The organism is Microbispora sp. H13382 (assembly GCF_014161445.1).
Classification (GTDB): domain Bacteria; phylum Actinomycetota; class Actinomycetes; order Streptosporangiales; family Streptosporangiaceae; genus Microbispora.
In genome coordinates this window covers 304659-328460 of record NZ_JABBXA010000008.1, presented here as the reverse complement: position 1 = coordinate 328460, position 23802 = coordinate 304659, and the positions used below count along the sequence as shown (strand labels likewise).

Annotated in this window: 21 protein-coding genes and 1 pseudogene; 11 read left to right on the top strand and 11 right to left on the bottom strand. The window is 72.7% G+C overall.

Annotated features, from left to right (window positions below):
* The first annotated feature begins 2 nt into the window (after positions 1 to 2).
* Together HHX41_RS18940 and HHX41_RS18935 are read left to right on the top strand one after the other, a co-directional pair.
* Positions 3 to 1127, top strand: coding sequence for a sensor histidine kinase (locus HHX41_RS18940; RefSeq protein WP_182907022.1), 1125 nt, complete (start codon positions 3 to 5; stop codon positions 1125 to 1127).
* A pseudogene (locus tag HHX41_RS18935) lies at positions 1124 to 1727 on the top strand (response regulator). Before HHX41_RS18940 ends, HHX41_RS18935 begins: the two are co-directional and overlap by 4 nt.
* A gap of 4 nt (positions 1728 to 1731) precedes the next feature.
* On the opposite strand, the gene HHX41_RS18930 reads toward HHX41_RS18935, so the two are convergent.
* Positions 1732 to 2175 carry a VOC family protein gene (locus tag HHX41_RS18930; RefSeq protein ID WP_182907021.1) on the bottom strand — a complete coding sequence of 148 codons (444 nt, stop codon included), beginning with the start codon at positions 2173 to 2175 and terminating at the stop codon, positions 1732 to 1734.
* Between the two features lie 21 nt (positions 2176 to 2196).
* Between HHX41_RS18930 and HHX41_RS18925 the strand changes: the two genes are divergently transcribed.
* Entirely contained in the window at positions 2197 to 2766 is a 570-nt protein-coding gene (locus tag HHX41_RS18925) for an ABATE domain-containing protein (protein WP_182907020.1), read from the top strand.
* 1 nt (position 2767) lies between these two features.
* On the opposite strand, the gene HHX41_RS18920 is transcribed toward HHX41_RS18925, so the two are convergent.
* The gene (locus HHX41_RS18920; RefSeq protein WP_259401085.1) at positions 2768 to 3793 is read right to left on the bottom strand and encodes a BtrH N-terminal domain-containing protein; all 1026 of its coding nucleotides are present in this window, start codon (positions 3791 to 3793) and stop codon (positions 2768 to 2770) included.
* A 62-nt stretch (positions 3794 to 3855) separates the two neighbouring features.
* On the bottom strand, positions 3856 to 4674 hold the full coding sequence (locus HHX41_RS18915; protein ID WP_182907019.1) for a GDSL-type esterase/lipase family protein: 819 nt from the start codon (positions 4672 to 4674) through the stop codon (positions 3856 to 3858).
* A gap of 171 nt (positions 4675 to 4845) precedes the next feature.
* Between HHX41_RS18915 and HHX41_RS18910 the strand changes: the two genes are divergently transcribed.
* On the top strand, positions 4846 to 6069 hold the full coding sequence (locus tag HHX41_RS18910; protein WP_310742057.1) for an isochorismate synthase: 1224 nt from the start codon (positions 4846 to 4848) through the stop codon (positions 6067 to 6069).
* A gap of 18 nt (positions 6070 to 6087) precedes the next feature.
* On the opposite strand, the gene HHX41_RS18905 is transcribed toward HHX41_RS18910, so the two are convergent.
* Positions 6088 to 6708 carry a YigZ family protein gene (locus HHX41_RS18905; RefSeq protein ID WP_169984369.1) on the bottom strand — a complete coding sequence of 207 codons (621 nt, stop codon included), beginning with the start codon at positions 6706 to 6708 and terminating at the stop codon, positions 6088 to 6090.
* 132 nt (positions 6709 to 6840) lie between these two features.
* Here HHX41_RS18905 and HHX41_RS18900 point away from each other — a divergent pair, with 132 nt between their 5' ends.
* From HHX41_RS18900 to menC, 4 genes are read left to right on the top strand one after another with little or no spacing between them, the layout of a single operon-like run.
* The gene (locus HHX41_RS18900; protein ID WP_310742056.1) at positions 6841 to 7902 is read left to right on the top strand and encodes a membrane dipeptidase; all 1062 of its coding nucleotides are present in this window, start codon (positions 6841 to 6843) and stop codon (positions 7900 to 7902) included.
* Entirely contained in the window at positions 7899 to 9038 is a 1140-nt protein-coding gene (locus HHX41_RS18895) for a M20 family metallopeptidase (RefSeq protein WP_310742055.1), read from the top strand. The genes HHX41_RS18900 and HHX41_RS18895 overlap by 4 nt, the downstream gene beginning before the upstream one ends.
* Positions 9035 to 9892 carry a GNAT family N-acetyltransferase gene (locus HHX41_RS18890; RefSeq protein ID WP_182907017.1) on the top strand — a complete coding sequence of 286 codons (858 nt, stop codon included), beginning with the start codon at positions 9035 to 9037 and terminating at the stop codon, positions 9890 to 9892. Before HHX41_RS18895 ends, HHX41_RS18890 begins: the two co-directional genes overlap by 4 nt.
* Positions 9893 to 9918: 26 nt before the next feature.
* Complete coding sequence (menC, locus tag HHX41_RS18885) at positions 9919 to 11019, top strand: o-succinylbenzoate synthase (protein WP_182907063.1); 1101 nt, start codon at positions 9919 to 9921, stop codon at positions 11017 to 11019.
* A gap of 100 nt (positions 11020 to 11119) precedes the next feature.
* Here menC and HHX41_RS18880 read toward each other — a convergent pair whose 3' ends face one another.
* The 7 genes from HHX41_RS18880 to menB all read right to left on the bottom strand — a co-directional run bounded on the left by HHX41_RS18880 (position 11120) and on the right by menB (position 20565).
* Positions 11120 to 13192, bottom strand: a complete 2073-nt coding sequence (locus HHX41_RS18880; protein WP_259401084.1) for a DUF222 domain-containing protein — start codon at positions 13190 to 13192, stop codon at positions 11120 to 11122.
* 425 nt (positions 13193 to 13617) lie between these two features.
* On the bottom strand, positions 13618 to 15198 hold the full coding sequence (locus tag HHX41_RS18875; protein WP_182907015.1) for a helix-turn-helix domain-containing protein: 1581 nt from the start codon (positions 15196 to 15198) through the stop codon (positions 13618 to 13620).
* 8 nt (positions 15199 to 15206) lie between these two features.
* The gene (locus tag HHX41_RS18870) at positions 15207 to 16526 is read right to left on the bottom strand and encodes a serine hydrolase (RefSeq protein WP_182907014.1); all 1320 of its coding nucleotides are present in this window, start codon (positions 16524 to 16526) and stop codon (positions 15207 to 15209) included.
* Between the two features lie 73 nt (positions 16527 to 16599).
* Positions 16600 to 17130 carry a DUF1203 domain-containing protein gene (locus tag HHX41_RS18865; RefSeq protein WP_182907013.1) on the bottom strand — a complete coding sequence of 177 codons (531 nt, stop codon included), beginning with the start codon at positions 17128 to 17130 and terminating at the stop codon, positions 16600 to 16602.
* A gap of 56 nt (positions 17131 to 17186) precedes the next feature.
* Positions 17187 to 17825, bottom strand: coding sequence for a DedA family protein (locus HHX41_RS18860; RefSeq protein WP_169984376.1), 639 nt, complete (start codon positions 17823 to 17825; stop codon positions 17187 to 17189).
* 129 nt (positions 17826 to 17954) lie between these two features.
* On the bottom strand, positions 17955 to 19604 hold the full coding sequence (gene menD / locus HHX41_RS18855; protein ID WP_182907012.1) for a 2-succinyl-5-enolpyruvyl-6-hydroxy-3-cyclohexene-1-carboxylic-acid synthase: 1650 nt from the start codon (positions 19602 to 19604) through the stop codon (positions 17955 to 17957).
* 130 nt (positions 19605 to 19734) lie between these two features.
* The gene (gene menB, locus HHX41_RS18850; RefSeq protein ID WP_182907011.1) at positions 19735 to 20565 is read right to left on the bottom strand and encodes a 1,4-dihydroxy-2-naphthoyl-CoA synthase; all 831 of its coding nucleotides are present in this window, start codon (positions 20563 to 20565) and stop codon (positions 19735 to 19737) included.
* 108 nt (positions 20566 to 20673) lie between these two features.
* Here menB and HHX41_RS18845 point away from each other — a divergent pair, with 108 nt between their 5' ends.
* From HHX41_RS18845 to HHX41_RS18835, 3 genes are all read left to right on the top strand, one after another.
* Positions 20674 to 21801, top strand: coding sequence for an AMP-binding protein (locus HHX41_RS18845; RefSeq protein WP_182907010.1), 1128 nt, complete (start codon positions 20674 to 20676; stop codon positions 21799 to 21801).
* A 59-nt stretch (positions 21802 to 21860) separates the two neighbouring features.
* A complete protein-coding gene (locus tag HHX41_RS18840) occupies positions 21861 to 22238 on the top strand; it encodes a hypothetical protein (protein ID WP_182907009.1) in 378 nt (125 codons plus the stop codon).
* A gap of 169 nt (positions 22239 to 22407) precedes the next feature.
* The gene (locus HHX41_RS18835; RefSeq protein WP_182907008.1) at positions 22408 to 23760 is read left to right on the top strand and encodes an RNA polymerase sigma factor; all 1353 of its coding nucleotides are present in this window, start codon (positions 22408 to 22410) and stop codon (positions 23758 to 23760) included.
* The last annotated feature ends 42 nt before the right edge of the window (positions 23761 to 23802 follow it).

The window sequence follows — 23802 nt, the reverse complement described above, 5'->3', positions numbered from 1 at the left end:
CGATGACGACAGAACGCGGCACCTGGCTCGACCCGCTGCGGGAGGGCGAGCGCGGCCCCGACGCCAGGGGCATGTACATGTGGGCCGTCCTGACGGCGGCGCCCGTGTGGGACATCGGGCACGGCCGCTCCCACCCGCTGTGGCTGGCCTGGCCGGCCGCGCTGGCCGCCGCCGGGCTCTACGTGGCCACCACGCACTTCGCCTTCGCCGACCGGCGGCGCGCCCTGCCGGCGCTGGGACTGCTCGCGGCGGTGGTCCTGGCGTCGGCGGCCTGGTTCGGGAACAACTGGCTCTACCTGGTCGCCATGCTGGCCGTGGCCACCGGGACCACCATCCGCGGCAGGATCCTGCCGGTCGCGCTGTTCGCCGAGTGCGCCGCCGCTCTGGCCGTCGCCGTACGGGCCGGCACCGACCTGAGCGGCATGCTCGCGCTGGTCTGGGGGACGTTCACCGCGGGCATCATCCCGGCGATCATCATCCGGCTGTGGGAGGCCATCCACGAGCTCAAGGCGACCCGGGAGGAGCTGGCCCGGGCCGCCGTGAGCGAGGAGCGGCTGCGCTTCTCCCGCGACCTGCACGACCTGCTCGGCCACACGCTCTCGGTGATGGTGGTCAAGGCCGAGGCCGTACGCCGGCTCGCGCGGGTGGACGCGGACGAGGCGGCCGGGCAGGCGGCCGACATCGAGCGGATCGGGCGGCAGGCGCTGACCGAGGTGCGCGCCGCCGTCACCGGTTACCGCGGCAGAGGGCTCACCGCCGAGCTCGACTCCGCCCGGGCCGCCCTCGCGGACGCCGGCGTCGAGGCGACCGTCCGCGTCTCCTCCGTACGGCCCGCTCCCGAGACCGACGCCCTGCTCGGCTGGGCCGTGCGCGAGGGCGTCACCAACGTCGTACGGCACGGCGGCGCGGCGGCCTGCGCGATCGGCCTGCGCGAGGACGCCGGACACCTCGTGCTCGAGATCCGCAACGACGGCCCGCCCGCGAAACTTCACGGCAGGGGCAACGGCCTGACCGGCCTGCGCGAGCGGGTGAAGGCCGCCGGCGGCGCCGTGGAGACCACGGCGCCGCCGGACGGGGGCTTCCTCCTCCGGGTGACCGTGCCGTACGCGAAGGAGGACGGCGAGTGATCAGGCTGCTGCTGGCCGAGGACCAGGGCATGATGCGCGGCGCGCTGGCCCTGCTCCTCGGCCTGGAGGAGGACATCGAGGTCGTCGCCCAGGTCGGCCACGGTGACGAGGTGGTGGACGCCGCGCTGCGGACCCGGCCCGACGTGGCTCTGCTCGACATCGAGATGCCGGGCCGCGGCGGCCTGGAGACCGCCGCCGACCTGGGCGAGCGGCTGCCCGGCTGCGCCGTGCTCATCCTCACGACGTTCGGGCGGCCCGGCTACCTGCGCCGCGCGATGGAGGCCGGGGCCCGGGGGTTCCTGGTCAAGGACGGGCCGGTCGAGGAGCTCGCCGACGCCGTGCCGCGTGCTGCGCGGCGAGCGGGTCATCGACCCCGCTCTCGCGGCGGCCGCGCTGAGCACCGGCCCGAGCCCGCTGACCGACCGGGAGCGCGACGTCCTCGCCGCGGCGGCGGACGGCTCGACGATCTCCGACATCGCCGCCCGCCTCCACCTGTCGGAGAGCACCGTGCGCAACTACCTGTCGTCGGCCATCGGCAAGACCGGCACCAGGAACCGCATCGAGGCCGCCCGCCTGGCCCGCCACAACGGCTGGCTGTAGGGGTTCACTGCACGTCGAACTCGTTGCCCTCGGGGTCGGCCATGGTGACGTGGTGGGTCCCCGGCTCCTGCACGGTCCGCAGCACGGTGGCGCCGAGCGCCTTGAGCCGGTCCACCTCGGCGTCCCTGCGCTCGGGGCCCGCGTGCAGGTCGATGTGCAGGCGGTTCTTGCCCGCCTTCGGCTCGGGGACCGCCTGGAAGAGGATCCGGCGGCCGAGGCCCGTGCCACTGTGCGGATCGAACGGGTCGTCCGGGTGCCGCACGGCCCGCAGCGTCCGGAAGGCCGTGCGGTCGGGGGTCACCTCCGCCTCCCCCAGCACGCCGGCGTCCAGGAGCCGGCCGACCAGCGCGCTGTTGTCCTCCACCTCGTAGCCCAGGGCCTCCGCCCAGAACGCCGCCTGCGCGTGCGGGTCGGCGCAGTCGATGACGAGCTTCCATTCGAGAGTCATGTAACCCTTTATAGTGGTTACATGAGCCTGACGCTACATCCGCGTGACGGGGCCTCCTTCCGGTTCGACCCGGGCGCCCTCTGCCTGGAGTTCCTCGTGAGCGGCGGCGTGGGGGTCTACGCCCACTACGAGACGCTGCACGAGCCGGACGACCTCGCCCGGTGGGCCGCGGTGTCCCGGCTCGGCCTGGAACGGGTGGACGCGACGGCGGAGGACCTCGTCCGGGCCAAGGTCCTGCGCACCGCCCTGTGGGGGCTCGCCGGCGACCGCGCCCACGGACGCATGCCGAGGCAGGCGGACGTGGACACGGTCAACGAGGCGGCGTCGGCGCCGCCGCTGACGCCCGTGATGACGGCCGACGGGCTGAGGTCCTGGGCCGCCCCCGCGACCGGGGCCCGGGTGGTCGCGACCGTCGCGAGGGACGCCGTCGAGCTGTTCACCGGCCCGTACGCGCACCGGGTGCGGGAGTGCGCGGGAGACAACTGCGCCCTCGTCTTCGTCGACACATCACGTCCGGGCAGCAGGCGCTGGTGCTCGATGGAACGGTGCGGCAACCGCCACAAGGTCCGCGCGCACCGCTCCCGCGAGTGAGCTACACCTGCCGCAGCACCCGCATGGCGTCCCTCTCGATGCGCGAAAGATCGTGGAGGATGGCGCCGGCCTGATCGAGGCACCCCGCGTCGCCGCTTTCTCCAGCCTTCGCGATCAGGGCGGACACCTGCGTCCACAGGACGGCGGCCTCGGCGTACAGCCGGTGACCGGCGCGGAGGTTGTCGTCGTCGATCAGCCGGGCGCACTCGTCGAGGAAGTCGCGATAGAGGGCGCGGAACAGGGCACCGCCGGTGCCGCCCTGCTCCATGAGGAGGGCGGCCTGCGGCAGGTCCCGCCGCGGCTCGCCGGCACGTCGCAGCCATCCGGGCACCCGCTTGCCGGCTTTCTCGATGCCGCGATGGCCCAGATTCGCGATGGGCGCGGCGAGGAAGGCGTCGGCGCAGTGCCTGATGGCGGGGACGATCTGGTCCTGCCAGGGAAGCGGGCGAGCGGGCAGGGTGATGGTGAAGGATCGGTTCCTGGCGGTCATCGGGCCGCGTTCGGCCCGTGCCATGGCCAGGCCGGCCCGGCTGGTGCGCACCGCTCCTCCCTGCTGGCCGGTGTCCACAAGGTAGACGTCGTGCTCGTCGTAGCCGTACATGGCGACGACATGCCCGCCGAAGTGCACCTTGGAGCGGAAGTAGTCCAGGTGGTAGCAGTCGAGCTGGAGGCCGACCGGCCGGCCGGCGTCGATGGGGGCGGCCACGTTCTCCCACGCCTTACGGGGTGAGGTGGTCTCCTCCGTCCTCAACGTCAGCCCCAGCCTGGCGGCCAGATTCCTGGTGAGGTCGAAGGGCTTGACGCGGCCGCCGAGAAAAGGGAACGGCATGGCCTTGCTGTCCCAGTAGACGAAGGACAGGCCCGAGCCCAGCCCGAACAGCATGGGCTCGGACAGATCAAGTCCCTCATGCCGCAGCAGCACTCCCAGCGCCGTCGTCTCGCAGTGGTGCATGCCACGGGCCTCGACGTCCTTCACCATGACCATGATCGCTCTCCTCGCGCCGACCGGGACCGCTGGGAGGAGCATGAGGCCTCCCGCAGGGGTAGAGTCCAGCCGGGCCGGCCCAGGCACGTCAGGGCGCCGGGGGATCAGGGTTCGACGGCGTCGGAGAAGAATCGGGGATCGAAGGTGATCTTGGCGAGGGCCTTCTGCCCGTCGGCGTTGGGATGGAAGTAGTCCCACGCGCTCACCTGCTTGAGGGTGAAGGGATAGGAGAAGACCGCTCCCCCGTCGTAGCGGCAGGCCGGGCCGTACCTCGCGCACGCCTGCCTGAGCTGCTCGTTGTAGTCCATCACCCGCCCACGCACCCGGTCGCGCCTGGCCTCGTCCTTCTTGGCGGTGGACGTCGGATTTGCCAGCATCGACTGGCAGATGTGGCCGATGCCCCAGAAGACGCGCGCCCACCCGTTGTCCTTGCCCACCCGCCACAGGCGCTTGACGTCCGGGATACTCGCGACGAAGACCCGCGCACCGGTGGGCCGCAGCACGTCGAAGGCCGCGTCGATGTTGCGCCGGAACGTTCCCACGGGCGTCATCTCCCTCTCGGAGCCCACGCAGGCGTCCTGCGCGCCGATGAGGACGGTGACGTAGCCCGCGCCGGCCTCGGCGGCCTGCCGCGCCTGCCCCGGCAGGTCGGCGCTGGTCGACCCCGGCACGGCGAAGTTCAGGTTGTGCCCCTTGATTGCGCTCCCCATGGCGAGCAGGCGCAGGTAGTGGCTGTTCACCGACGGGAAGTCACCCGCCGACCACGAGCGGGACGTGCAGGCGACGTACCAGCCGCAGGCGTTGAACCCCGCGCTGATCGAGTCCCCCAGCGCCGCCATCACGGCGGACGTCGTACGGGCGTGGGCGCCGGTCGGCACGAACAGGATGCTCGCGACCAGGACCGGCGTGATCTTCTTGATCATGGGCACCTCCGGGAGATCAAAGGTAGGGATCGTGTGGAGGTACGCTCTATCGCCACCAGGGAAGGCGAGCCTTCCATGACCAGATTCCTATCGCGGCTTGACAGAGGGGCAGCACGATCGCATGGGGGGCCTCTTGTCGAACATGTTCAGATCCTGCGTAGAGTGAGTCGGGTGAGTGTCGCTCTTATCCGGCCCCTCGTGGTTCGCACGGTCGCGGTGAGCGACCCTGACGATCTGCTGGCGCGTCTGCCCGACGCCGCGCCGTATGCCTGGATCAGGCACGGTGAGGGACTCGTCGGCTGGGGGGAGGCGGCGCGGGCCACGGTGCCGCCGGGCCCCGGGCGGTTCGACTGGGCGCGCGGCTGGCTCTCCTCGCTGTTCGCCGGAGCGCTCATCGAGGACGAGGTCGGCGTGCCGGGCTCGGGACCGGTCGCCTTCGGCTCCTTCACCTTCGACGCCGACGCCGAGGGGACCGTGCTGGTCGTCCCCCGCGTGGTGCTCGCCCGCCGGAACGGCCGCGCCTGGCTCACCACGATCGGCGACGACGCCTTCGACCTGGTCACCCCGCCCTCCGCACCCGGCCGCATCCGGTACGGCGACGGTTCCCTGTCGGCGCCGCAATGGGAGCACCGGGTCGCGCGAGCCGTACGGCGGATCAGAGACGGCATGCTGGACAAGGTCGTGCTCGCCCGCGATCTGACGGCCGTCGCGGAGCGGGACATCGACCCCCGCGTGCTGCTGGAACGGCTGGCCGAGCGCTACCCCGAGTGCTACACGTTCTCCGTGGACGGGCTCGTCGGCGCGACGCCGGAACTACTGGTCAGGCACACCGGTCAGGCGGTCGAGTCGCTGGTCCTCGCGGGAACGACGCCGCGCGGCGCCCACCCCGCCGACGACGCCGCCCGCGGCGCCGCCCTCTACGCCTCGCAGAAGGACCGCCACGAGCACGCCTGCGCGGTCGCCTCCGTCCGCGAGGCTCTCGCGCCCCTCTGCTCGGCGCTCGACGTGCCCGACCGCCCCGAACTGCTGGTGCTGCCGAACGTCCAGCACCTGGCCAGCCGGGTCACCGGGCGGCTGTCCGACGGCGCGTCGGTGCTCGACGTGGTGGCCGCCATGCACCCCACGGCCGCGGTCGGCGGAACACCCACCGGCGCCGCGCTCCGCGTGATCCGCGAACTGGAGGGCATGGACCGCGCGGGCTACTCCGGGCCGGTCGGCTGGATCGACTCGCGCGGCGACGGCGAGTGGGGCATCGCGCTGCGTTGCGCGTACGTCTCCGGCAGGCGTGCCCGGCTGTTCGCCGGCTGCGGCATCATGGCCGGGTCGGACCCCGCCGCCGAGCTCGCCGAGGCGCAGGCCAAGCTCCGCGTGATGCAGTACGCCCTGGAGGGGTGACGGCCCGGCGTCGCCGGCTCAGCGGGCGAGGTGGACCGTGCCGCCGAGCGTGGTCTCGGCCCGCCCGGCGGTGACCGCCGCGATCCACTCCTCGAAGACGGGCAGCCGGTCCTCGGCCACCGCCACCTCGAAGGCGACCCGCGCGCCATAGTCGACACCCCGCAGAACGTACGGCGAGGCGCGTAGGTCGCTTTCCAGCCTGCCGGCCTGGGCGTGGCCGACCGACACGGTCACGACCGCCGCGGGGACCATCTCGACCACCCGCGCCCGGTCGAGCGTCTCCCCCACCGCGCCGCCGTACGCGCGGGCCAGGCCGCCCGCGCCCAGGAGCACCCCGCCGAAGTAACGGGTGACGACGGCGACCACGTCCGCGAACCCGCGCCGGGTGAGCATCTCCAGCATCGGCGTGCCGGCCGTGCCGCCCGGCTCCCCGTCGTCGTCCGCCCTGCGGACGCCCTGACCGATGACGTACGCCGAGCAGTTGTGGGTCGCGTCGGCGTAGAGCCGCCTGCGCTCGGCCACGAACTCCCGCGCGGCCTCCTCCGTGGCCGCAGGGGCGAGCGCGCAGATGAAGCGCGATCGTCGGATCTCGATCTCGTGCTCGACGATGTCCCTGATCGTCCGGTACGGCGCTGCCACGAGATCAGCTTATTCAGCCGTGCGCCTTTACGAAGTAAGGTAGGGCCTTTGGCCTGACCCACGAAGATTGCCCTGTTCTTTGGTGGGATCGGACGAATTACGCCGGTCCTTCCCTGCCGTACCGTCAGCGGGGTGTCAGCCGAGCCCCAGCGCCACCTCCACCAGCGCCTTCATCACACCGCCGTCGTCGCGGACACGCACAACGACCTGCTGATGGCCGTCGCCGAACGCCCTCCGGCCCGGTGGGCGGGGTTCTTCCGGGAACGGTGGCTGCCCCAGTTGCGGGACGGCGGCGTGGACCTGCAGGTGCTGCCGGTCTTCGTGGACGACCGTTACCGGCCGGAGGGCGCGCTGCGCCAGACCCTGCGGATGATCGAGTGCGCGCACACGCTGGCCGAGGGCAACGCGGACGCCGTACGGCTCTGCCTGGACGGCGCGCAGGTCGACCGGGCGCTCGACGACGGCGTGATCGCCCTGGTCCTGGCGCTGGAGAGCATGCCCGGCCTGGACTCCTCCGTCGAACTGCTGCCCACCCTGCACCGGCTCGGCGTACGGGTCGCCTCGATCGCCCACTGGGGGCGCACGCCGCTGGCGGACGGCAGCGGCGAGGACGCCACCGGCGGCAGGCTCACCCACGCCGGGGTGGCGGCCGTACGGGAGATGGAGCGGCTCGGCATGATCTTCGACGTCTCCCATCTGGGCGCACGCGGGGTCGAGCACGTGCTGGAGCTGGCCACCCGCCCGGTGATGGCGACCCACTCCTCCGCCCGGGCCCTGCGCGATCACCACCGCAACCTCACCGACGACCAGATCCGCGGCGTCGCCGCCACCGGCGGGGTCGTCTGCGTCAACTTCTTCCCCGTCTTCCTCGCCGAGGATCCCGCCGATCACACACTGGACCGGCTGGTGGAGCACATCGAGCACGTCGCCGCGGTTGCCGGGATGGACCACGTGGGGCTGGGGCCCGACTTCGTCCGCGAGGTGCTGCACGACGTCACTCCCCCGTGCTGTGAGGACTTCGGCTTCGACGGGATCGACCCCGGCGCCGCCCTGCCCGGGCTGGACGGGCCGCGCGGGCTGCCCCTGGTCACCGAGGCGCTGCTGCGGCGGGGGCTGGCAGAAGACGACATCCTGAAGATCCTCGGCGGCAACGTGCGGCGGCTGTTCCGCGCCGAGCTGGGCAGGCCCCGGTGACCACCACTGTGAACCTCTCCGCCATGCTCGCGGACCTGGAGGAGCTCGTCTGCTGCGAGTCGTTCTCCGCCGACCACGAGGCCGTGGCCCGCAGCGCCGCCGTGGTCGCCGGCCAGGGGCGCCGCCTGCTCGGCGCACCTCCGGAGACGATCGTGATCGACGGCGTGACGCACCTGCGGTGGAGCTTCGGCGAGCCGCGTGTGCTGCTGCTCGGCCACCACGACACGGTCTGGCCGATCGGTTCCCTCCGCTCGCGGCCGTGGTCGATCGCCGGCGGGATAGCGCGGGGGCCCGGCGTGTTCGACATGAAGGCCGGGCTGGTGCAGATGTTCCACGCGCTGGCCGCGCTCCCCTCCCCGGACGGCGTGTGCGTGCTGGTCACCGGGGACGAGGAGCTCGGGTCGCCGTCCTCCCGCGCCCTGGTCGAGGAGTCGGCCCGCGGGCGCGCCGCCGCCTTCGTGCTGGAGGCGAGCGCCGACGGCGGCGCGCTCAAGACCGCGCGCAAGGGCATCTCCACGTACGAGATCGTGGTGCGCGGCCGGGCCGCCCACGCCGGCCTCGATCCCGGCAAAGGGGCCAACGCGGGAGTGGAGCTCGCCCACCAGATCCTCGCCGTCGCCGCGATGGCCGCTGAGGGCGGCACGGAAGGAACCTCGGACGCAAACCCGGACGCAAACCCGGACGGCACGACGGTCACGCCGACGCTGCTGTCCGGCGGCACCACCGTGAACACCGTGCCCGCGCTGGCCCGCCTGGCCGTGGACGTCCGCGTGCCGACCGTCACGGCCCAGCTCCGCGTGGACGCGCTGATGCGGGCGCTGTCGCCCCGGACGCCCGGAACCCGCCTGGAGGTCCTCGGCGGCCCGAACCGCCCGCCGCTCGAACCGGCCTCGTCGGACGGCCTGTTCGCGCTCGCCCAGCGGGTCGCCGCCGGCCTCGGACTCGCTCCCCTTCCGAGCGCGGCCGTCGGGGGCGCGTCGGACGGCAACCTCACCGCCGGCGTGGGCTGCCCCACCCTGGACGGGCTCGGCGCGGTCGGCGGCGGCGCGCACGCCGACGACGAGCACGTGGTCGTGGCCGAGATGCCGCGCCGCGCCGCGCTGCTGACGGGCCTGGTCGAGGCGGTGCGCGGATGAGCGGCCCCATCGAGCCGCATGCCCACGAGCCGCATCCCCGCGAGCTGTCTCTGCGGGAACTGCACGCCATCGAGGAGTTCGAGGACGTCTGCCGGCTGTTCGCCGGCATCTGGCGGCCGGATCCCGGGGGCGCTCCGGTGACGGCGGAGATGATGCGCGCGCTCTCCCACGCCGGCAACTACGTCGCGGGGGCCTACCGACATGACCGGCTGGTCGGCGCGTCGGTCGGGTTCGTCGCGGCCCCGCCGCGGCGGGCGCTGCACTCCCACATCACCGGGACTCTCGCCGGGCAGGGCGCCGGTTTCGCGTTGAAGCTGCACCAGCGCGAGTGGGCGCTCGACCGCGGCCTGGAGACGATCACCTGGACGTACGACCCGCTGGTGCGCCGCAACGCCCACTTCAACCTCGCCAAGCTCGGCGCCCGGCCCGAGGAGTACCTGCCCGCCTTTTACGGCACCATGGGCGACGCGATCAACGCCGGGGACGAGAGCGACCGGGTGCTCGCGGTCTGGCGCCTGACCTCGCCGCGCGTGCTCGCCGCCGTACGGCGTGAGCCGTCCCCGATGGGGATCCCGCCGGACGCGGTCACCGGGCTGGACGACGACGGCGGCCGGCCCGTGCGGGGCCGCACCGACGCCGAGACGGTGCTGGTCGCCGTACCCGGAGACATCGAGACCCTGCGCGTGACGGATCCGGCCGCGGCCCGGGCCTGGCGGCTGGCCCTGCGCGAAGTGCTCGGCGACCTGCTGCGCGACGGCGCGCGGGTCACCGGGTTTCACGACAAGTCCTGCTACGTCGTCCGCCGGGACGGCCGCGACGAAGGGAGCGGCGGCGACTGCCGCGCACTGGTATGAAAACCACGGGCATGAAAACCACGGGCATGAAGATCACCGGGATCGAGCTGCGGCGGATCGCGATGCCGCTGGTCGCGCCGTTCCGCACGTCGTTCGGCACCGAGACGCGGCATGACGTGCTGCTGCTGCGCGTCGTCACCCCCGACGCCGAGGGCTGGGGCGAGTGCGTGGCGATGTCCCAGCCGCTGTACTCCTCCGAGTACGCCGAGGGCGCGGCCGACGTGCTGCGCCGCTTCCTGATCCCCGCGCTGCCCTCGCGTCCCGGCCCGTACGCCGTCAACGAGGCGCTGCACCCGATCAAGGGGCACCGCATGGCCAAGGCGGCCCTGGAGACGGCCGTGCTGGACGCCCACCTGCGTGCCACCGGGCAGTCGCTCGCCGCCTTCCTCGGCGCCACCAGGAGCCGGGTGCCGGCCGGGGTCTCGGTCGGCATCATGAACTCCGTCCCCGAACTGCTCGACGCCGTCACGGGCTACCTGGACGAGGGTTATGTCCGCATCAAGCTCAAAATCCAGCCCGGCTGGGATCTGGAGCCCGTACGCGCCGTACGCGAGCGATTCGGCCCCGAGCTGCCGTTGCAGGTCGACGCGAACGCCGCCTACACCCTTGCCGACGCTCCCCACCTGGCGCGCCTGGACGATTTCGGCCTGCTGCTCATCGAGCAGCCGCTGGCCAACGACGACATGGTCCAGCACGCCCGGCTCGCCCGGTCGATCCGCACGCCGATCTGCCTGGACGAGTCGATCGAGTCCGCCGAGCACGCGGCGGCGGCCATCTCCCTCGGCGCCTGCTCGGTCGTCAACATCAAGCCCGGCCGGGTCGGCGGTTACCTCGAAGCCCGGCGCATCCACGACCTGTGCCGAGCGCACGGCGTCGCGGTCTGGTGCGGCGGCATGCTGGAGACGGGCATCGGCCGCGCCGCGAACGTCGCACTGGCCGCGCTTCCCGGTTTCACCCTGCCCGGCGACACCTCCGGCTCCCGCCGCTACTACAGCACCGACATCACACCGCCCTTCGAGCTCGAAGACGGTCATCTGACCGTGCCCACCGGCCCCGGCATCGGGGTCGAGCCGATCCCGTCGCTGCTGGACGAGGTCACCGTCGCCACGGAGTGGATCTCTCTCTGACGGCACCGTCCATACCGCCCGTCCATACCACCCGCCCATGCCGGCCGCCCATGCCGCCGACGCGTGCCTGCCGCCTGCGAGCAGAGGATTCGGTTGGCTGTCATTCCCGTAGCCTCCGGGCTCCCGCGAGGCGATGGTAGGTGAAGGCCCAGCGGTCTGTGCCGGTCTTGCGGCGGGTGTAGCGGTCGGGGTGCTGGTAGCGGTCGCGGTTGTGGAACTGGCAGGCCGGGCCCAGCAGTTTGAGGTCGGTCAGGCCGCCGCTGCTCCAGTTGTCGGCGTGGTCGATCTGGCACCTGGTGGCCGGCAGCGGGCAGCCGTCGATCCAGCAGGTGGCATAGCGCGCGTAGATCGCCCGCCGCTGGGCGGGGGTGGCCAATCGGACCTTGCGGCCCATGTCCAGGACCTGTCCCTCGGCGTCCATCACCAGGCGCACCAGGGTGGAGGTGCGGGCCAGCCGGTGCACGCCGGAGACGGGCAGCACCTGCCCCGTCGCCAGCAGCAACCCCGGCGCCGTCCCCAGCAGCGCCCCAGGCAGCCCTCCGGCCGACGCTCCCGGTGACGCCCCCGGCCCTGGTCCCGATGGCCTCTCCGGCTCTGGTCCCCGCGTGCCGGGCGCCCCCGGCGCTGCGGACGAGCACCGCGCCCTATCCCCGCACCCGCACCCGTATCCGGACGCGCCCTCGCCGTGCCACTGGTGCTCGTGGCCGTCATTCTCACGCGGGGGCTGCGCATCGCGGCAGTCCCCCGCAGGCCGAGGCCCGGCGTGGGCGTGATGGGCACAGGTGTCCCCAGGAGGATCAGGCGACCGCCACTCACCCCACCGCGACACCCGCGAGTGCCACTCCTGCCGCTGTGACTCCCCCGGCCTCGGCACGCTCTGCCGTGGCGGGCTCTGCTGTGACTCCCTCTGCTGTGGCTCCTGATGCGACTCGCTCCGCTCGCTGCTCTTCGCCTGCGCGCGTCCGGTCACGTCATCGCCGGACCGCGTGTCACGGGATCCGGTTGCAGGGTTGGCGCTGTTGACGGCGCTCTCGACGAAGGCATTTGCGGCTACATCGGCATCGGCCCCGGCACCTACCGCAGGAACGGTCTCCTCGGCGTCACCGGTGCCGGCAACGGGGCCGTTGCCGCCGACGTCGTGCGTGTCGCCCTCGTCGACGAGGGCAGCGGTGTCCTCGCCGTCCCGGCTGACGGGCGCGTCCTCGGCGTGCCGGGCCATCTCGGCGTCTTCGGCGTCCTGGCTGTCTCCAGTCCCCTCGGTGTTCTGGGCGCTGTGGCTGTCATGAGTGTCTTCGGAGGTCTCGGGGCCGGGGGTGGGGTCGGCAGGGAGGGATTCGGCGTTGACCAGCACCAGAAGCTCGGCGGCGATCTTCTCCTCCAGCAACGCCATGAACGCATCCGCCTGACGCACTCGCAGCGGCCGGTCATCGCCCTCCGCCCTGGGCCTGGCATACGCATCCAGCAACGCCTGCAACCGGGCGGCATGCTCACGCGGCAGATAGAACTCCCCCTCCAGCCCGCCGCCCTTGCCGGGGCGCACCCGCAGGAACCGCCGCCCGTAATCGGCCCGCTCATCACGGTCCTCACCATCGGGGTCCAGCACCGCCCGCAGATAACGGCCGGCCCTGGCCACCTCCGCCGCGCCCGCCTTGCCCGCCAGCTCCAGCAGGATCGGCTCAGCCACCGCAGCCTGCTCATCGGACAGGCCGGCAACGGCGGTGCAGATGGCCTCCACCACCCCCGCCGCCAACCCACCGGCCGCGAACTTCTCCCGCACCCGCGGCAGGCGGGCCAACTCGATCCCCAGGGCCAGCAGCCGGCCCGCACCCGCGACGCTCATTCCTCCGGCGGTGCGCAGCCAACTGCGGATGGAGGCATGCCCATGCCGCCGGGCCTGCCCCGCCCGATGCACCCGCCCCACCCGATCCGCCAACGCCGAGGTGATCCGATCCCGCGCGAACACCAACTCCTCAGCCTCAGCCAGACAGACATCCACATCGTCCGGAACCCGCGCCAACGCCAACGCCCGCGCCGACTCACAAACAGAACCCACCAGCACCCACGACGACCGACCCCGGCGATCACCCGCGCCACGACCACCAGCACCAGCACCGCTTTCAGTCGCATTGCCGGTGGCATCGCCGTCGGCCTCCCCAGCGGTGGCCTCCGCCATACCGGCGTCGTCGGCCGCATTGCCCGTACCGGCACCCGCAGAGCGAACAGACGAAACCCCAGCGTCTGCGGTTCCTGCGCAACTGGCGCGATTACCCCTGTCCTCCCCCGGGACGGGTTGCCCGGAGAGCAGATCGCGGGCGAGGGAGTCTTCGGACGACCACAGGGACGAGTTGGCGATGAGCTCGTCCCACCAGTCGCCGGATGGCGCATTCGAAGGCCGAGGATGTGCGGGAGCGACTTCAATGGGCTCCATCACATCTCCCCCTTCATTCGAATGCCTGTACGAATTCTTTCATCGACCGATGTTTACAGCAAGCTCACCGAACGATTACTTGGAGTCACAGGATCGAGCCCGTCGGGCAGCCCCGAGGACGTGCACCGCCGGGTGAGCTGACGGGTTCTGCGCCCCCGTGGCGCGTCGTGCTATCGGCCGAAGATGCGCATCTGGAGCATGACGCTGAGCCGTGCGTCGGGGTCGGTCAGGTCCAGCCCGCCGATCTCGGTCAACCGCTTGAGGCGGTAGCGGAAGGTGTTGGCGTGCACGTGGACCCGCGCGGCGGCGGCGTTGACGTCGCCGAAGGCGTCCAGATAGGCCCGCAGCGTGGCGACCAGCTCGCTGCCGTGCTCGGCGTCGTACGCGAGCAGCCGCTCGTACGGCCCGGTGGGCGCCTGCTTCTCCGCCCGGACCAGATCGGAGAACTGGAGCAGCAACGCCTCGAAGTGCACGCTCGTGTACCCGGCCGCCTGGCCGGAGGCGCCCCTGGCACGCAGCACCCGCAGCGCCCGGTCGGCGTCGGCCCGCGACCGGGCCACCTCGGCGAGGTCGGCCGCCAGGCGGCCCACGCCGATGTTGGCCGCGTGCCGGGGGCCGACCCTGGTCAGGAAGCTCTCCGCCACGCGTACGGCCCGTGCCTCCTCCTGCCCGCCGGCCTGCAGAGGGAGCACGGCGTAGGCCACCGAACCGACCAGCGCGGCGGCGGCCTTCGGGTGGATGGCCCCGACGTGCAGGGCGAGAGCGTCGCAGAACCGCTGCCGGTCGCTCTCCAGCCGGGCGGCGTCGTCGTACGCCTCCTCGGTGAGCTGGGCCGCGAGCACGCACAGGCGCTCGCTCGCCACGCCCAGCCGGCCCGCCGCCTCGGCGGCGTCGCGGCCGCCGGCGAGCACCGTCGACAGGAGATCGGCGCGCAGCCGCCTGCTGGTGTCGGCCCCGGCGCGCTGCCGCAGGAGCTGCAGCGCGACGATCTTGGCGGCGTCGGCGAGGGCGCGCCGCCGCTGCTCGCTGAGCGGCTCGCGCACCGCGGCCCAGATGGAGCCGAGGATCTCGTCGCCCGAGCGGACGGCCACCGCCGCCCGGTTGATCCCCTCGTCGTGCAGTTCGATGTAGATCGGCTCACGGCTCTGGTAGAGCCGGCGGAAGACGCCCCCTTCCTCCAGCATCCGCCGGTACCGCTCCGGCACCTGACGACCGAGCACGGTCGCCACCCGCCCGGGGTCGGCCTCCTCCTGCCGCTCGGAGTACGCCAGCACCCGCGAGGAGCGGTCCTCGATGGTCACCGGCGCGTCCAGCAGCGCGCACACGGCGTTGGCCAGCGAGAACAGGCCGTCCGGCGACTCGTCCAGGAGCGGGTCCCGCAGCTCGGCCAGCAGGGAGCGCAGCAGCGCCGCCACCTGGGCCCAGGACGCGGCGCGGGTGAGACCGAGCACCGCGACCCCGGTCTCCCGGACCTTCGCGCGGAGCGGATCGTCGACCTCCACCGGCTGCTTCACGACGATTCCGGCCGCCGGACCGGCCGCGTCGAGCAGGGCCCGTATCCGCTCGGCCGAGTCCACCCCGACGGCGAGCACGAGAGCCCCCTCCTGCAGCAGCGGCTCGTCCAGGGGGTCGTAGATGTGCACCCCGGTGACCTCGGCGTCGAGGTCACCGGGTGAGGCGGCCACGTCGAGCACGGTGCTGCCGAGATCCTCCAGGACCCGGCGCAGGCTGGCGCGCGGCCGTGCGTCCATCCTCCGCCTCAGCCGATCCTGGGCGTGGCCCGTGCGCCGAGGTGGACGTACGGCGTGCCGTCGGGGAGCCGGAAGAACACCGCGGACCACCAGTCGGGCTGCCCCTGCGGGCGGCCGACGAACGTGACGTCGTCCACCGGCACGAGGTCGAGGTCCATGGGCGGCTGCGCGCCGGCGAGAGCCCCGGTGGCCTCGATGTGCGTCGCCAGGGCTCCGTCGCGCACGGTCATCGTGATCCGCGTGCCGGTTCGCTCGTAGACCCCGGCGTACCGCTCCACGTCGGTCTCGTACGGCTCGGCCGGCGGGCCGAGCACGGGCGGGACGGCCAGGCCGAGCAGGTCGCCGAACAGCTCGGTGGCGACGGCGTGCTGGAAGGCGCCGGTCTGGCCGCCGTTGGCCAGCACGCACGCGACGGTACCCGCCTCGGGGACCGCCCAGAGCATGGCGGCCTGGCCGATCGTGTTGCCGCCGTGCGAGATCACCCGGCGGCCGTCCCACTCGTCGAGGATCCAGCCGATCCCCCACTGCCTGCCCAGGGTGTGCGGGTTCGGGATGTCCACCTGCGGCTCCCACATCGCGCGGGGATCGGCGAGCAGGCCGCCCTCCAGATGGGCACGGGCGAAGGCCACGACGTCGGCGGCGCGGGCGCAGATCAGCCCGGCCGGTCCCGCCGAGCGCATCAGGCCCCACATCGGCGCCGGCGCACCGTCGATGTGGCCCATGGCCGCGCGGAACCGCAGGACGTCCTCCGGCAGGGTCCAGGTGTGGGTCAGGCCCAGCGGCTCGACGATCTGCTCGCGCAGCGCGGCGTCCCACACCTTGCCGGTCAGGCGTTCGACCACCCGCCCCGCGACGGAGAAGCCGGAGTTGCAGTACGACTGGGTGGCGCCGAGCGGGTGGTTCTGCGCGAGGTCCGCGCACGCCTCGACGTACTTCTCCAGGCAGTCGTCGCCTCGGCCCGTGTCGAGGAACAGGTCCCCGTCGATGCCCGAGGTGTGCGACAGCAGGTGCTGGAGCGTGACCCTCTTGGTCACCTCCGGGTCCGCGACCCGGAACTCCGGCAGGATCTCCCGCACGGGGGTGTCGAGGGTGACCCGCCCCTGCTCGGCCAGCAGCATGATCTGCGTCGAGGTCCACACCTTCGTGATCGAGCCGATCTGGAAGAGGGAGTCGGGAGTCGCCTCGACGCCGGTGGCGACGTTGAGCACGCCGGCGGCGAACTCGCGGACCTCTCCCTCGTGCAGGAAGGCCAGGGCCGCGCCGGGGATCTCGTACTCGGCGATCAGCTCACCGAGCCGTGTCCGCCATCGTCCTGCGGTGTCAGCCATCGAAGGGGTCCTTCCGTCGCCGGGCTCGTCGCCCGAACGCTAGGCGACCTTCCCTGCCGCTGCTTCGTCCGGCTCAACGAACCGGCACGCCGTCCGTGGTGGGATTCTCCAACACAACGCGCCGTATTTCGAACAGGAAGCAGCCGAACTCCACGGCCCGCACGTGGACCATCGCCGCCTCCGGGTCCTCCAGCAGCCTGTCCAGGAGGATCGACGCCGCGAGAGGATCGGCCGACTGGTGCGCGTCCACGAGGTACCCGTTCAGGATGGAACCGTCGGCGCGGTAGGTGCGGAAGACCCGCCGCGGGCCGCCCATGGCCGCGGGATAGCCCTGCGCCGGTCCCCCGCACGGCTCCTCGTGGACGAAAACCGGCCCGACCTCCTCGTACGCCCCGGGGTCCGCACCGGTCTCCAGCGCCCAGCGGCGCAGCGGCGCGTAGGCCGCGAGCAGGATCGCCTCCCCGGGCCGGGAGCGGCGCAGGCAGCAGCGCAGCGGGTTGCCGCCCTCGCGCTCGACGATCCGGCGCGGCCGGCGCCCGGCGTCGTCGGTCTTCCTCAGCTGGTCGAGCACGTCGGGCGCGATGGCCCTGATCTCGTACGTCATAGCCCTCATGGTGGCCTCGCGACCGTCCGCGGGGCTGGCGGAAAACGGACGGCGCGTCAGGAGGCGCTGACGGTCTCCGGCACGCTCTCCTCGTCGGCCGCCTTGGTGGCCTTGCGCTTCAGCCACACCGTGGTGCCCAGCCCGAACAGGAGGGCGACCACCAGCCCGACCCAGGAGAAGCCCTTGAGCCACTTGTCGGCCACCACGCCCAGGTAGTAGATCGCGGCCGTGGTCCCGCCGGCCCACACCACGCCGCCGAGGATGTTGGCGACGAGGAAGCGCCAGTAGGGCATGTGCAGCGCGCCGGCCAGCGGCCCGGCGAGGATCCGCAGCAGGGCCACGAAGCGGCCGAAGAACACCGCCCACATGCCGTGACGGTTGAACACCTGCTCCGCCTTGGCGATGTGCGCCGGGCCGAAGTGCTTGGGGAAGCGCCGCCCCAGACGGTCGAACAGCGGCCGTCCGCCTCTGCGGCCGATCAGGTAGCCGATCGAGTCCCCGACGATCGCGCCGCCGCTCGCGCAGATCCCGACGACCAGGGGGTCCACGACTCCTCTGGACGACAGCAGCGCGGCGCTCACCAGCACGATCTCACCCGGGAGCGGGATGCCCAGGCTCTCCAGCCCGATGACGGCGCCCACGAGCACGTAGACCCAGACGGACGGGATGGTCTGCAGCCACTCGTCGACGTGCATCTCACTCCTCATGGCGGGGAAACAGCACCCATTCTGCCGTCGCCCCGCGAGTGCGGCATCCGCCGCAAGGACCAACAGGCGTAAGCCCGCAGAACGACGGGCGCGCCCCCGCCTCCGACCTGGAAACGATCAACCGCGCATGGCGGCGCGTACGGCCTCGCGCATCGCGGCGTGGACGGCCGCGTTGCGCGCCCGGTCGGTACGCGCCTCCACCAGCCGCAGGCCGTCCCCCTTGATCGCCCTGGACAGCTCCTCGGGATCATCCACCAGCGTGTACGGCAGGCCGCTCGCGGCGGCCAGGTAGCCGAAATCCACTCCGTGGGGGGTGCCGAAGACCCGCTCGAACGGGTCCTCGATCGCGGCCTGCGGCAGCAGCGAGAAGATCCCGCCGCCGTCGTTGTTCACCACCACCAGGCACAGGTCGGGCCGGGGCTCGCGCGGGCCGAGGATGAGCCCGTTCTGGTCGTGCAGGAGAGTCAGGTCGCCGATCAGCGCGTACGCCGGCCCGTTGTGGGCGAGCGCGGCCCCGACGGCGGTGGAGACCAGGCCGTCGATGCCCGAGGCGCCCCGGTTGGCCATGAGCCGCAGCCCTCGCCGCGGGCGCATGGCCTGGTCGAGGTCGCGGATCGGCATGGACGAGCCGCAGAACAGCAGCGACCCGTTGGGCAGCACCTCGGCGAGGTCCCTGGCCAGCCGCGGCTCGGTCAGCCCGGAGGAGTCGAGCACCGTGTCGAGCGCCTCGCGGGCCAGTCGGTCGGCGTTCCGCCAGGCACGCAGCCAGGCGTCCCCTCCCGCGGCGATCGGGATCTCCACGGCCTGGGCCACCTGGGTCGCCGAACGCGTGGGGTCGGGCCACCGGGTCAGGTCGGGGGCCACGACGATGTGCTCCTCGGCCCGGCGCAGCCACGACAGCAGCGGGCGCGAAAGCCCGGGGCGGCCGAGGGTGACCACGACGTCCGGCCGGTGGGCGTCGGCCCACTCCTGGTCGCCCAGCAGGAAGTGGTAGGTCGAGATCGCGTGGTCGCCGTACCGGCCGCCGCCGTTGGGCTCCGACAGCACGGGCCAGCCCGCCATGCCCGCGGCGGCGACGTACCGCCGCACGTTGGCGGCGCCGTCGCCGACGACCAGCACGCCGCGCCGGGTCGGCGGGATGTGCAGGGCGGCGGACGGCGGCGCGACCCGCGCCCTCATCCACGCGCCCGAGGCGTCGCCGTCGAGGGGCTCGCACCAGCTCGCGTCGCCGTCGGGGATCAACGGCTCGCGGAAGGCCACATTGAGGTGGACGGGGCCGGGGTCCGGCGGGCCGGCGGCGCGCTGGCAGGCCCGGCACACCAGGGACCGCCAGTAGGCCACCTGGCCGGGCCGCTCCTCCGGCACGCCGACCTCGGCGAACCAGCGCACGGCCGAACCGTACAGCTTGACCTGGTCGATCGTCTGGTTGGCGCCGGTGCCGCGCAGCTCGGGCGGCCGGTCGGCGGTCAGCAGGAGCAGCGGGACCCCCGACTCCGACGCCTCGATCACGGCGGGGTGGAAGTTGGCCGCCGCCGTGCCGGAGGTGCAGACCAGAGCCACCGGCCGCTCGGACCGCTTGGCCAGGCCGAGCGCGAGGTACGACGCCGAGCGCTCGTCGACGCGTACGTGCAGCCGCAGCCGCGACTCGCCGTGCGCGGCGAGCGCCAGCGGCGCGGACCGGGAGCCCGGGGCGAGCACCACATCGGTGACCCCGCACCGCACCAGTTCGTCGATCAGGACGGTCGAGAGAGCGGTCGCCGGGTTCACCGCCGCGCCTCCAGAACGCCCCGGCCGGCCCGGTTTATGTCCACCCGCCCGTCTCCTCCCGTTCCCGCAGCCGCAAGCGTACGGCAAAACGGAGAGGCCGCCGCCATTCCGCGGCCTCTCCCGGAGCCCGTCAGGGCCGGCGGGGATACTTCGAGAAGTCCGGCTTGCGCTTCTCCTTGAACGCGTCGCGGCCCTCCTGGGCCTCCTCGCTCATGTAGTAGAGCAGCGTCGCGTCGCCAGCGAACTGCTGCATGCCGGCCGCGCCGTCGGTCACCGCGTTGAGCGCGCCCTTCAGCATGCGCAGCGCGAGGGGCGACTTCTCCAGCAGCTCGCGGGCCCACTGGACGGTCTCCTCCTCCAGGCGCTCCACCGGCACGACGGCGTTGACCAGGCCCCACTGGAGCGCGGTCTGGGCGTCGTACTGACGGCACAGGTACCAGATCTCGCGGGCCCGCTTGAGGCCCACGGTCTCGGCGAGCAGCCAGGAGCCGTACCCGCCGTCGAACGAGCCCACCTTGGGACCGGTCTGGCCGAACTTCGCGTTGTCGGCGGCGATCGTCAGGTCGCAGCAGACGTGCAGCACGTGGCCGCCGCCGATGGCGTAGCCCGCCACCATCGCGATGACCGGCTTGGGGCAGCGGCGGATCTGCACCTGCAGGTCCAGGACGTTGAGCCGGCCGATGCCGTGGGTCTTGTCGTCCACGTAGCCGTCGTCGCCGCGGATCTTCTGGTCGCCGCCGGAGCAGAACGCCTTGTCCCCGGCGCCGGTGAAGATGATCACACCGACCTCGGTGTCCTCCTGGGCCCGGTCGAAGGCCTCACGGAGCTCGAACAACGTCGTGGGGCGGAAGGCGTTGTGCCGCTCGGGGCGGTTGATCGTGATCTTCGCCATGCCCTCGGCGGTCTCGTAGATGATGTCCTCGTACTCGCCCGACCGCTTCCAGTCGACCCCGCTCGTCACACCCGCTCCTTCGTCGTCACCTGCCAGGCGGCGACCTGCGGCCACCGCGCCGGGACTAACCTTACGACCGTGCTCAGCCCTCCCGGACACCGCCCAGGACAGCGACCCGTGCACGCCCTCGTCCTGCCTCCGGGGCCCGCCCTGTCGGAGGCCGTACGGCAGGCCCTGACCGGCGACGGGCCCGCCGTGCTGCCGCTGTCCCCGGATCTGCCCGGGCCCGCGCTGGAGGCGACGCTCGCCGCGCTGCGGCCGACCCACGTCGTCACCGCCGACGGCGTGCGGCGCGAGCCGGACGGGGAGCCCTCCGACGCGGCGCTGATCATCGCGACCTCCGGCTCCACCGGCGCCCCCAAGGGCGTGGAGCTGACGGCCGAGGCGCTGCTCGCCTCGGCCCGGGCCTCGCTGGCCAGGCTCGGCGCCCGCGAGGGCGACCGCTGGCTGTGCTGCCTGCCGCCCTCGCACATCTCCGGCGCGCAGGTGCTCATCCGGTCGCTGCTGTGCGGCACCGAGCCGATCGTCCATCCCCGCTTCTCCCCCGCCGAGGTCATCGCGAGCCGGGCCGACTACGTCTCACTGGTCCCCACCCAGGTGCGGCGCGTGCTCGACGCGGGTGCGGACCTCACGGCCTTCCCCGTGATCCTGCTCGGCGGGGCCGCCGCTCCCGCCGGCCTGCTCGCCGAGGCCCGCGCCGCCGGACTCCGGATCGTCACCTCGTACGGCATGAGCGAGACGAGCGGCGGGTGCGTGTACGACGGCGTGCCGCTGGACGGCGTCGAGGTCAAGATCGGCGGCGACGGGCGGGTGCGGATCTCGGGCTCGGTGCTGTTCTCGGGCTACCGGCTGCGTGAGGAGCGGCCCTTCGAGGGCGGCTGGTTCGTCACCTCCGATCTCGGCTCGATGGAGAACGGGCGGCTCACCGTGCTCGGCCGGGCCGACGACGTGATCAACACCGGCGGCCGGAAGGTCGTGGCCGGCGCGGTCGCCGAGGTCCTGGCCGGGCACCCGGCCGTACGCGACGTCGTGGTGGTGGGCAGGCCCGACCCCGAGTGGGGTGAGATCGTGGTCGCCGTCGTGGTTTCGGGGGACACCCGCGAGGTCACGCTCGACGAGCTGAGGGGCTTCGCCAAGGAGCGGCTGCCCGCCTACGCCGCGCCGCGTGCCGTCGAGCTGGTGTCCCAGATTCCCCTCCTTCCGAACGGCAAACCGGATATGGTCGCTCTGAAGAACCGGAAGTGAAGATCCGGAACCGCGGGTGACCGTCGTGCGTCTATGAGAGCGGGGGAAGGGGACGCCGCATGCAACCGATCCGCCTCACGCCGGCCCACAAGATGATGGCCTCCGCCGTGCTCGTCGGCGTCGTCATCGTGGGCGGAGCGTCGGTCACCGCCGCCGCGTTCGCCGGGCGCCTCGACGACGTCGCGAAGGCGGGCGACGCTCCCGCCGCCAAGCTCGGCCCGGCGGGTCGCGGCCACGAGGGATCGCGCGAGATCCTCCCGGCCGACTCCGGCCGCGGCGGCTTCACCGGACCGAGGTCCACTCCCGACCCCGACGTGGTGTCGGAGGCGCTCACGGACGACCCGGACGGGGTCGCCGGCTACTGGACCTCCGAGCGCATCGAGGACGCCGACCCCATGCCGATGCCCGAGGTCAGCGTCACCATCATCCCCGACTGACAGCACCTACCGGCCGGGCCGCCCGGCCGGATCCACCGCCCTCCCCCGCGGGGTGAGGGAACAAACCAGGCGCGAGAGCGTTATTGATACTGGTGCGCTGAGCCGCCGGACGCCGCGCCCCGATCGCAAGCATTCGAAACCATGAACTCCGCAAGGAGGAGGTGTCCTCATGCCCCGGACCGCCGTGGCGGCCTCGCCCGAGCGCGAGGTGACCCCGACGACGCTCGACCTGCTGCTGGAGCGAGGCCGTGCGCAGGGTCGCCTTTCCCTGTCGGAGCTGCGCGAGGCCTTCGCCAAGGCCGGCGTCAGCCCCGTCGAGGGCCGCTCGATCCTGCGCGAGCTGACCGAGGCGGGCGTGAACCTGGCCGCCGACACGGACAACGGCACGCCGGGCGGCACCGCCCCCGCGGGCACCCAGAAGGGCAAGGCTCCCGCCAGGAAGTCCCGCCGCGCCGCCCAGGCCGAGGCCGCCAAGAAGAGCGCGCCCGCCGCCAGGAGCGCCGCGAAGAAGACCGACGAGGAGCCTTACGACGAGGAGCTCCAGGTCGACGAGGCCGAGACGGAGGAGAGCGAGACGCTCGACCTCGACGACACCTCGTCGGTCATGGGCGACTCGGTGCACACCTACCTGAAGTCCATCGGCCGCCGCACCCTGCTCACCGCCGCCCAGGAGGTGGAGCTGGCCAAGCGCATCGAGGCCGGGCTGTACGCCGAGTACAAGCTCGAGACCGCCCTGGAGAGCGGTGAGCGCCTCGCCCCGGGCGTCCGCGAGGACCTGGAGTGGGTCATCGAGGACGGCAGGCGGGCCAAGGACCACATGCTGGAGGCCAACCTCCGCCTGGTCGTCTCGGTCGCCAAGAAGTACACCGACCGCGGCATGGCCCTGCTCGACGTCGTGCAGGAGGGCAACCTCGGCCTGATCCGCGCCGTCGAGAAGTTCGACTACACCAAGGGCTACAAGTTCTCGACGTACGCCATGTGGTGGATCCGGCAGGCCATCCAGCGCGGCTTCGCCGACTCGGCCCGTACGATCCGGCTGCCCGTCCACGTGCTGGAGATGCTGTCGAAGCTGTCGCGCGTCGAGCGTGACATGCACCAGCGGCTCGGCCGGGAGCCCACGCCGGAGGAGCTGGCCGTCGAGCTGGACAAGACTCCGGACCAGATCGAGGAGCTGCTGCGCACCAGCCGGCAGCCGATCAGCCTCGACTCGACCATCGGCGAGGACGGCGAGACCCGGATCGGCGACCTCATCGAGGACGTCGACTCCCCCGAGGCGTCCGAGGTCGTGGACCGGCAGCTGCTGGCCGAGCAGCTCAAGGGCGTGCTGAGCAACCTGTCGCCGCGCGAGGCCAAGATCATGAGCCTGCGCTTCGGGCTGGCCGACGGCAAGCCGCACACGCTGGACGAGATCGGCAAGCACCTGGGCCTGACCCGGGAGCGGATCCGCCAGCTCGAGAAGGAGTCGCTGTCCAAGCTGCGCCACCCGAGCAACACCCGTCCGCTGCTCGACTGGGCTAGCTGAGATCTGGGCCGGCTGAGCGCCGCCTGATCCGGACATGAGTAC

What these genes read in the sequence shown, in the direction of transcription:
- HHX41_RS18940 (WP_182907022.1), top strand. Translation starts at nt 3, where the DNA reads ATGACGACAGAACGCGGCACCTGGCTCGACCCGCTGCGGGAGGGCGAG.
- HHX41_RS18930 (WP_182907021.1), bottom strand. Translation starts at nt 2,175, where the DNA reads ATGACTCTCGAATGGAAGCTCGTCATCGACTGCGCCGACCCGCACGCG.
- HHX41_RS18925 (WP_182907020.1), top strand. Translation starts at nt 2,197, where the DNA reads ATGAGCCTGACGCTACATCCGCGTGACGGGGCCTCCTTCCGGTTCGAC.
- HHX41_RS18920 (WP_259401085.1), bottom strand. Translation starts at nt 3,793, where the DNA reads ATGCTCCTCCCAGCGGTCCCGGTCGGCGCGAGGAGAGCGATCATGGTC.
- HHX41_RS18915 (WP_182907019.1), bottom strand. Translation starts at nt 4,674, where the DNA reads ATGATCAAGAAGATCACGCCGGTCCTGGTCGCGAGCATCCTGTTCGTG.
- HHX41_RS18890 (WP_182907017.1), top strand. Translation starts at nt 9,035, where the DNA reads ATGAGCGGCCCCATCGAGCCGCATGCCCACGAGCCGCATCCCCGCGAG.
- menC (WP_182907063.1), top strand. Translation starts at nt 9,919, where the DNA reads ATGAAGATCACCGGGATCGAGCTGCGGCGGATCGCGATGCCGCTGGTC.
- HHX41_RS18880 (WP_259401084.1), bottom strand. Translation starts at nt 13,192, where the DNA reads ATGGCGGAGGCCACCGCTGGGGAGGCCGACGGCGATGCCACCGGCAAT.
- HHX41_RS18875 (WP_182907015.1), bottom strand. Translation starts at nt 15,198, where the DNA reads ATGGACGCACGGCCGCGCGCCAGCCTGCGCCGGGTCCTGGAGGATCTC.
- HHX41_RS18870 (WP_182907014.1), bottom strand. Translation starts at nt 16,526, where the DNA reads ATGGCTGACACCGCAGGACGATGGCGGACACGGCTCGGTGAGCTGATC.
- HHX41_RS18865 (WP_182907013.1), bottom strand. Translation starts at nt 17,130, where the DNA reads ATGACGTACGAGATCAGGGCCATCGCGCCCGACGTGCTCGACCAGCTG.
- HHX41_RS18860 (WP_169984376.1), bottom strand. Translation starts at nt 17,825, where the DNA reads ATGCACGTCGACGAGTGGCTGCAGACCATCCCGTCCGTCTGGGTCTAC.
- HHX41_RS18840 (WP_182907009.1), top strand. Translation starts at nt 21,861, where the DNA reads ATGCAACCGATCCGCCTCACGCCGGCCCACAAGATGATGGCCTCCGCC.
- HHX41_RS18835 (WP_182907008.1), top strand. Translation starts at nt 22,408, where the DNA reads ATGCCCCGGACCGCCGTGGCGGCCTCGCCCGAGCGCGAGGTGACCCCG.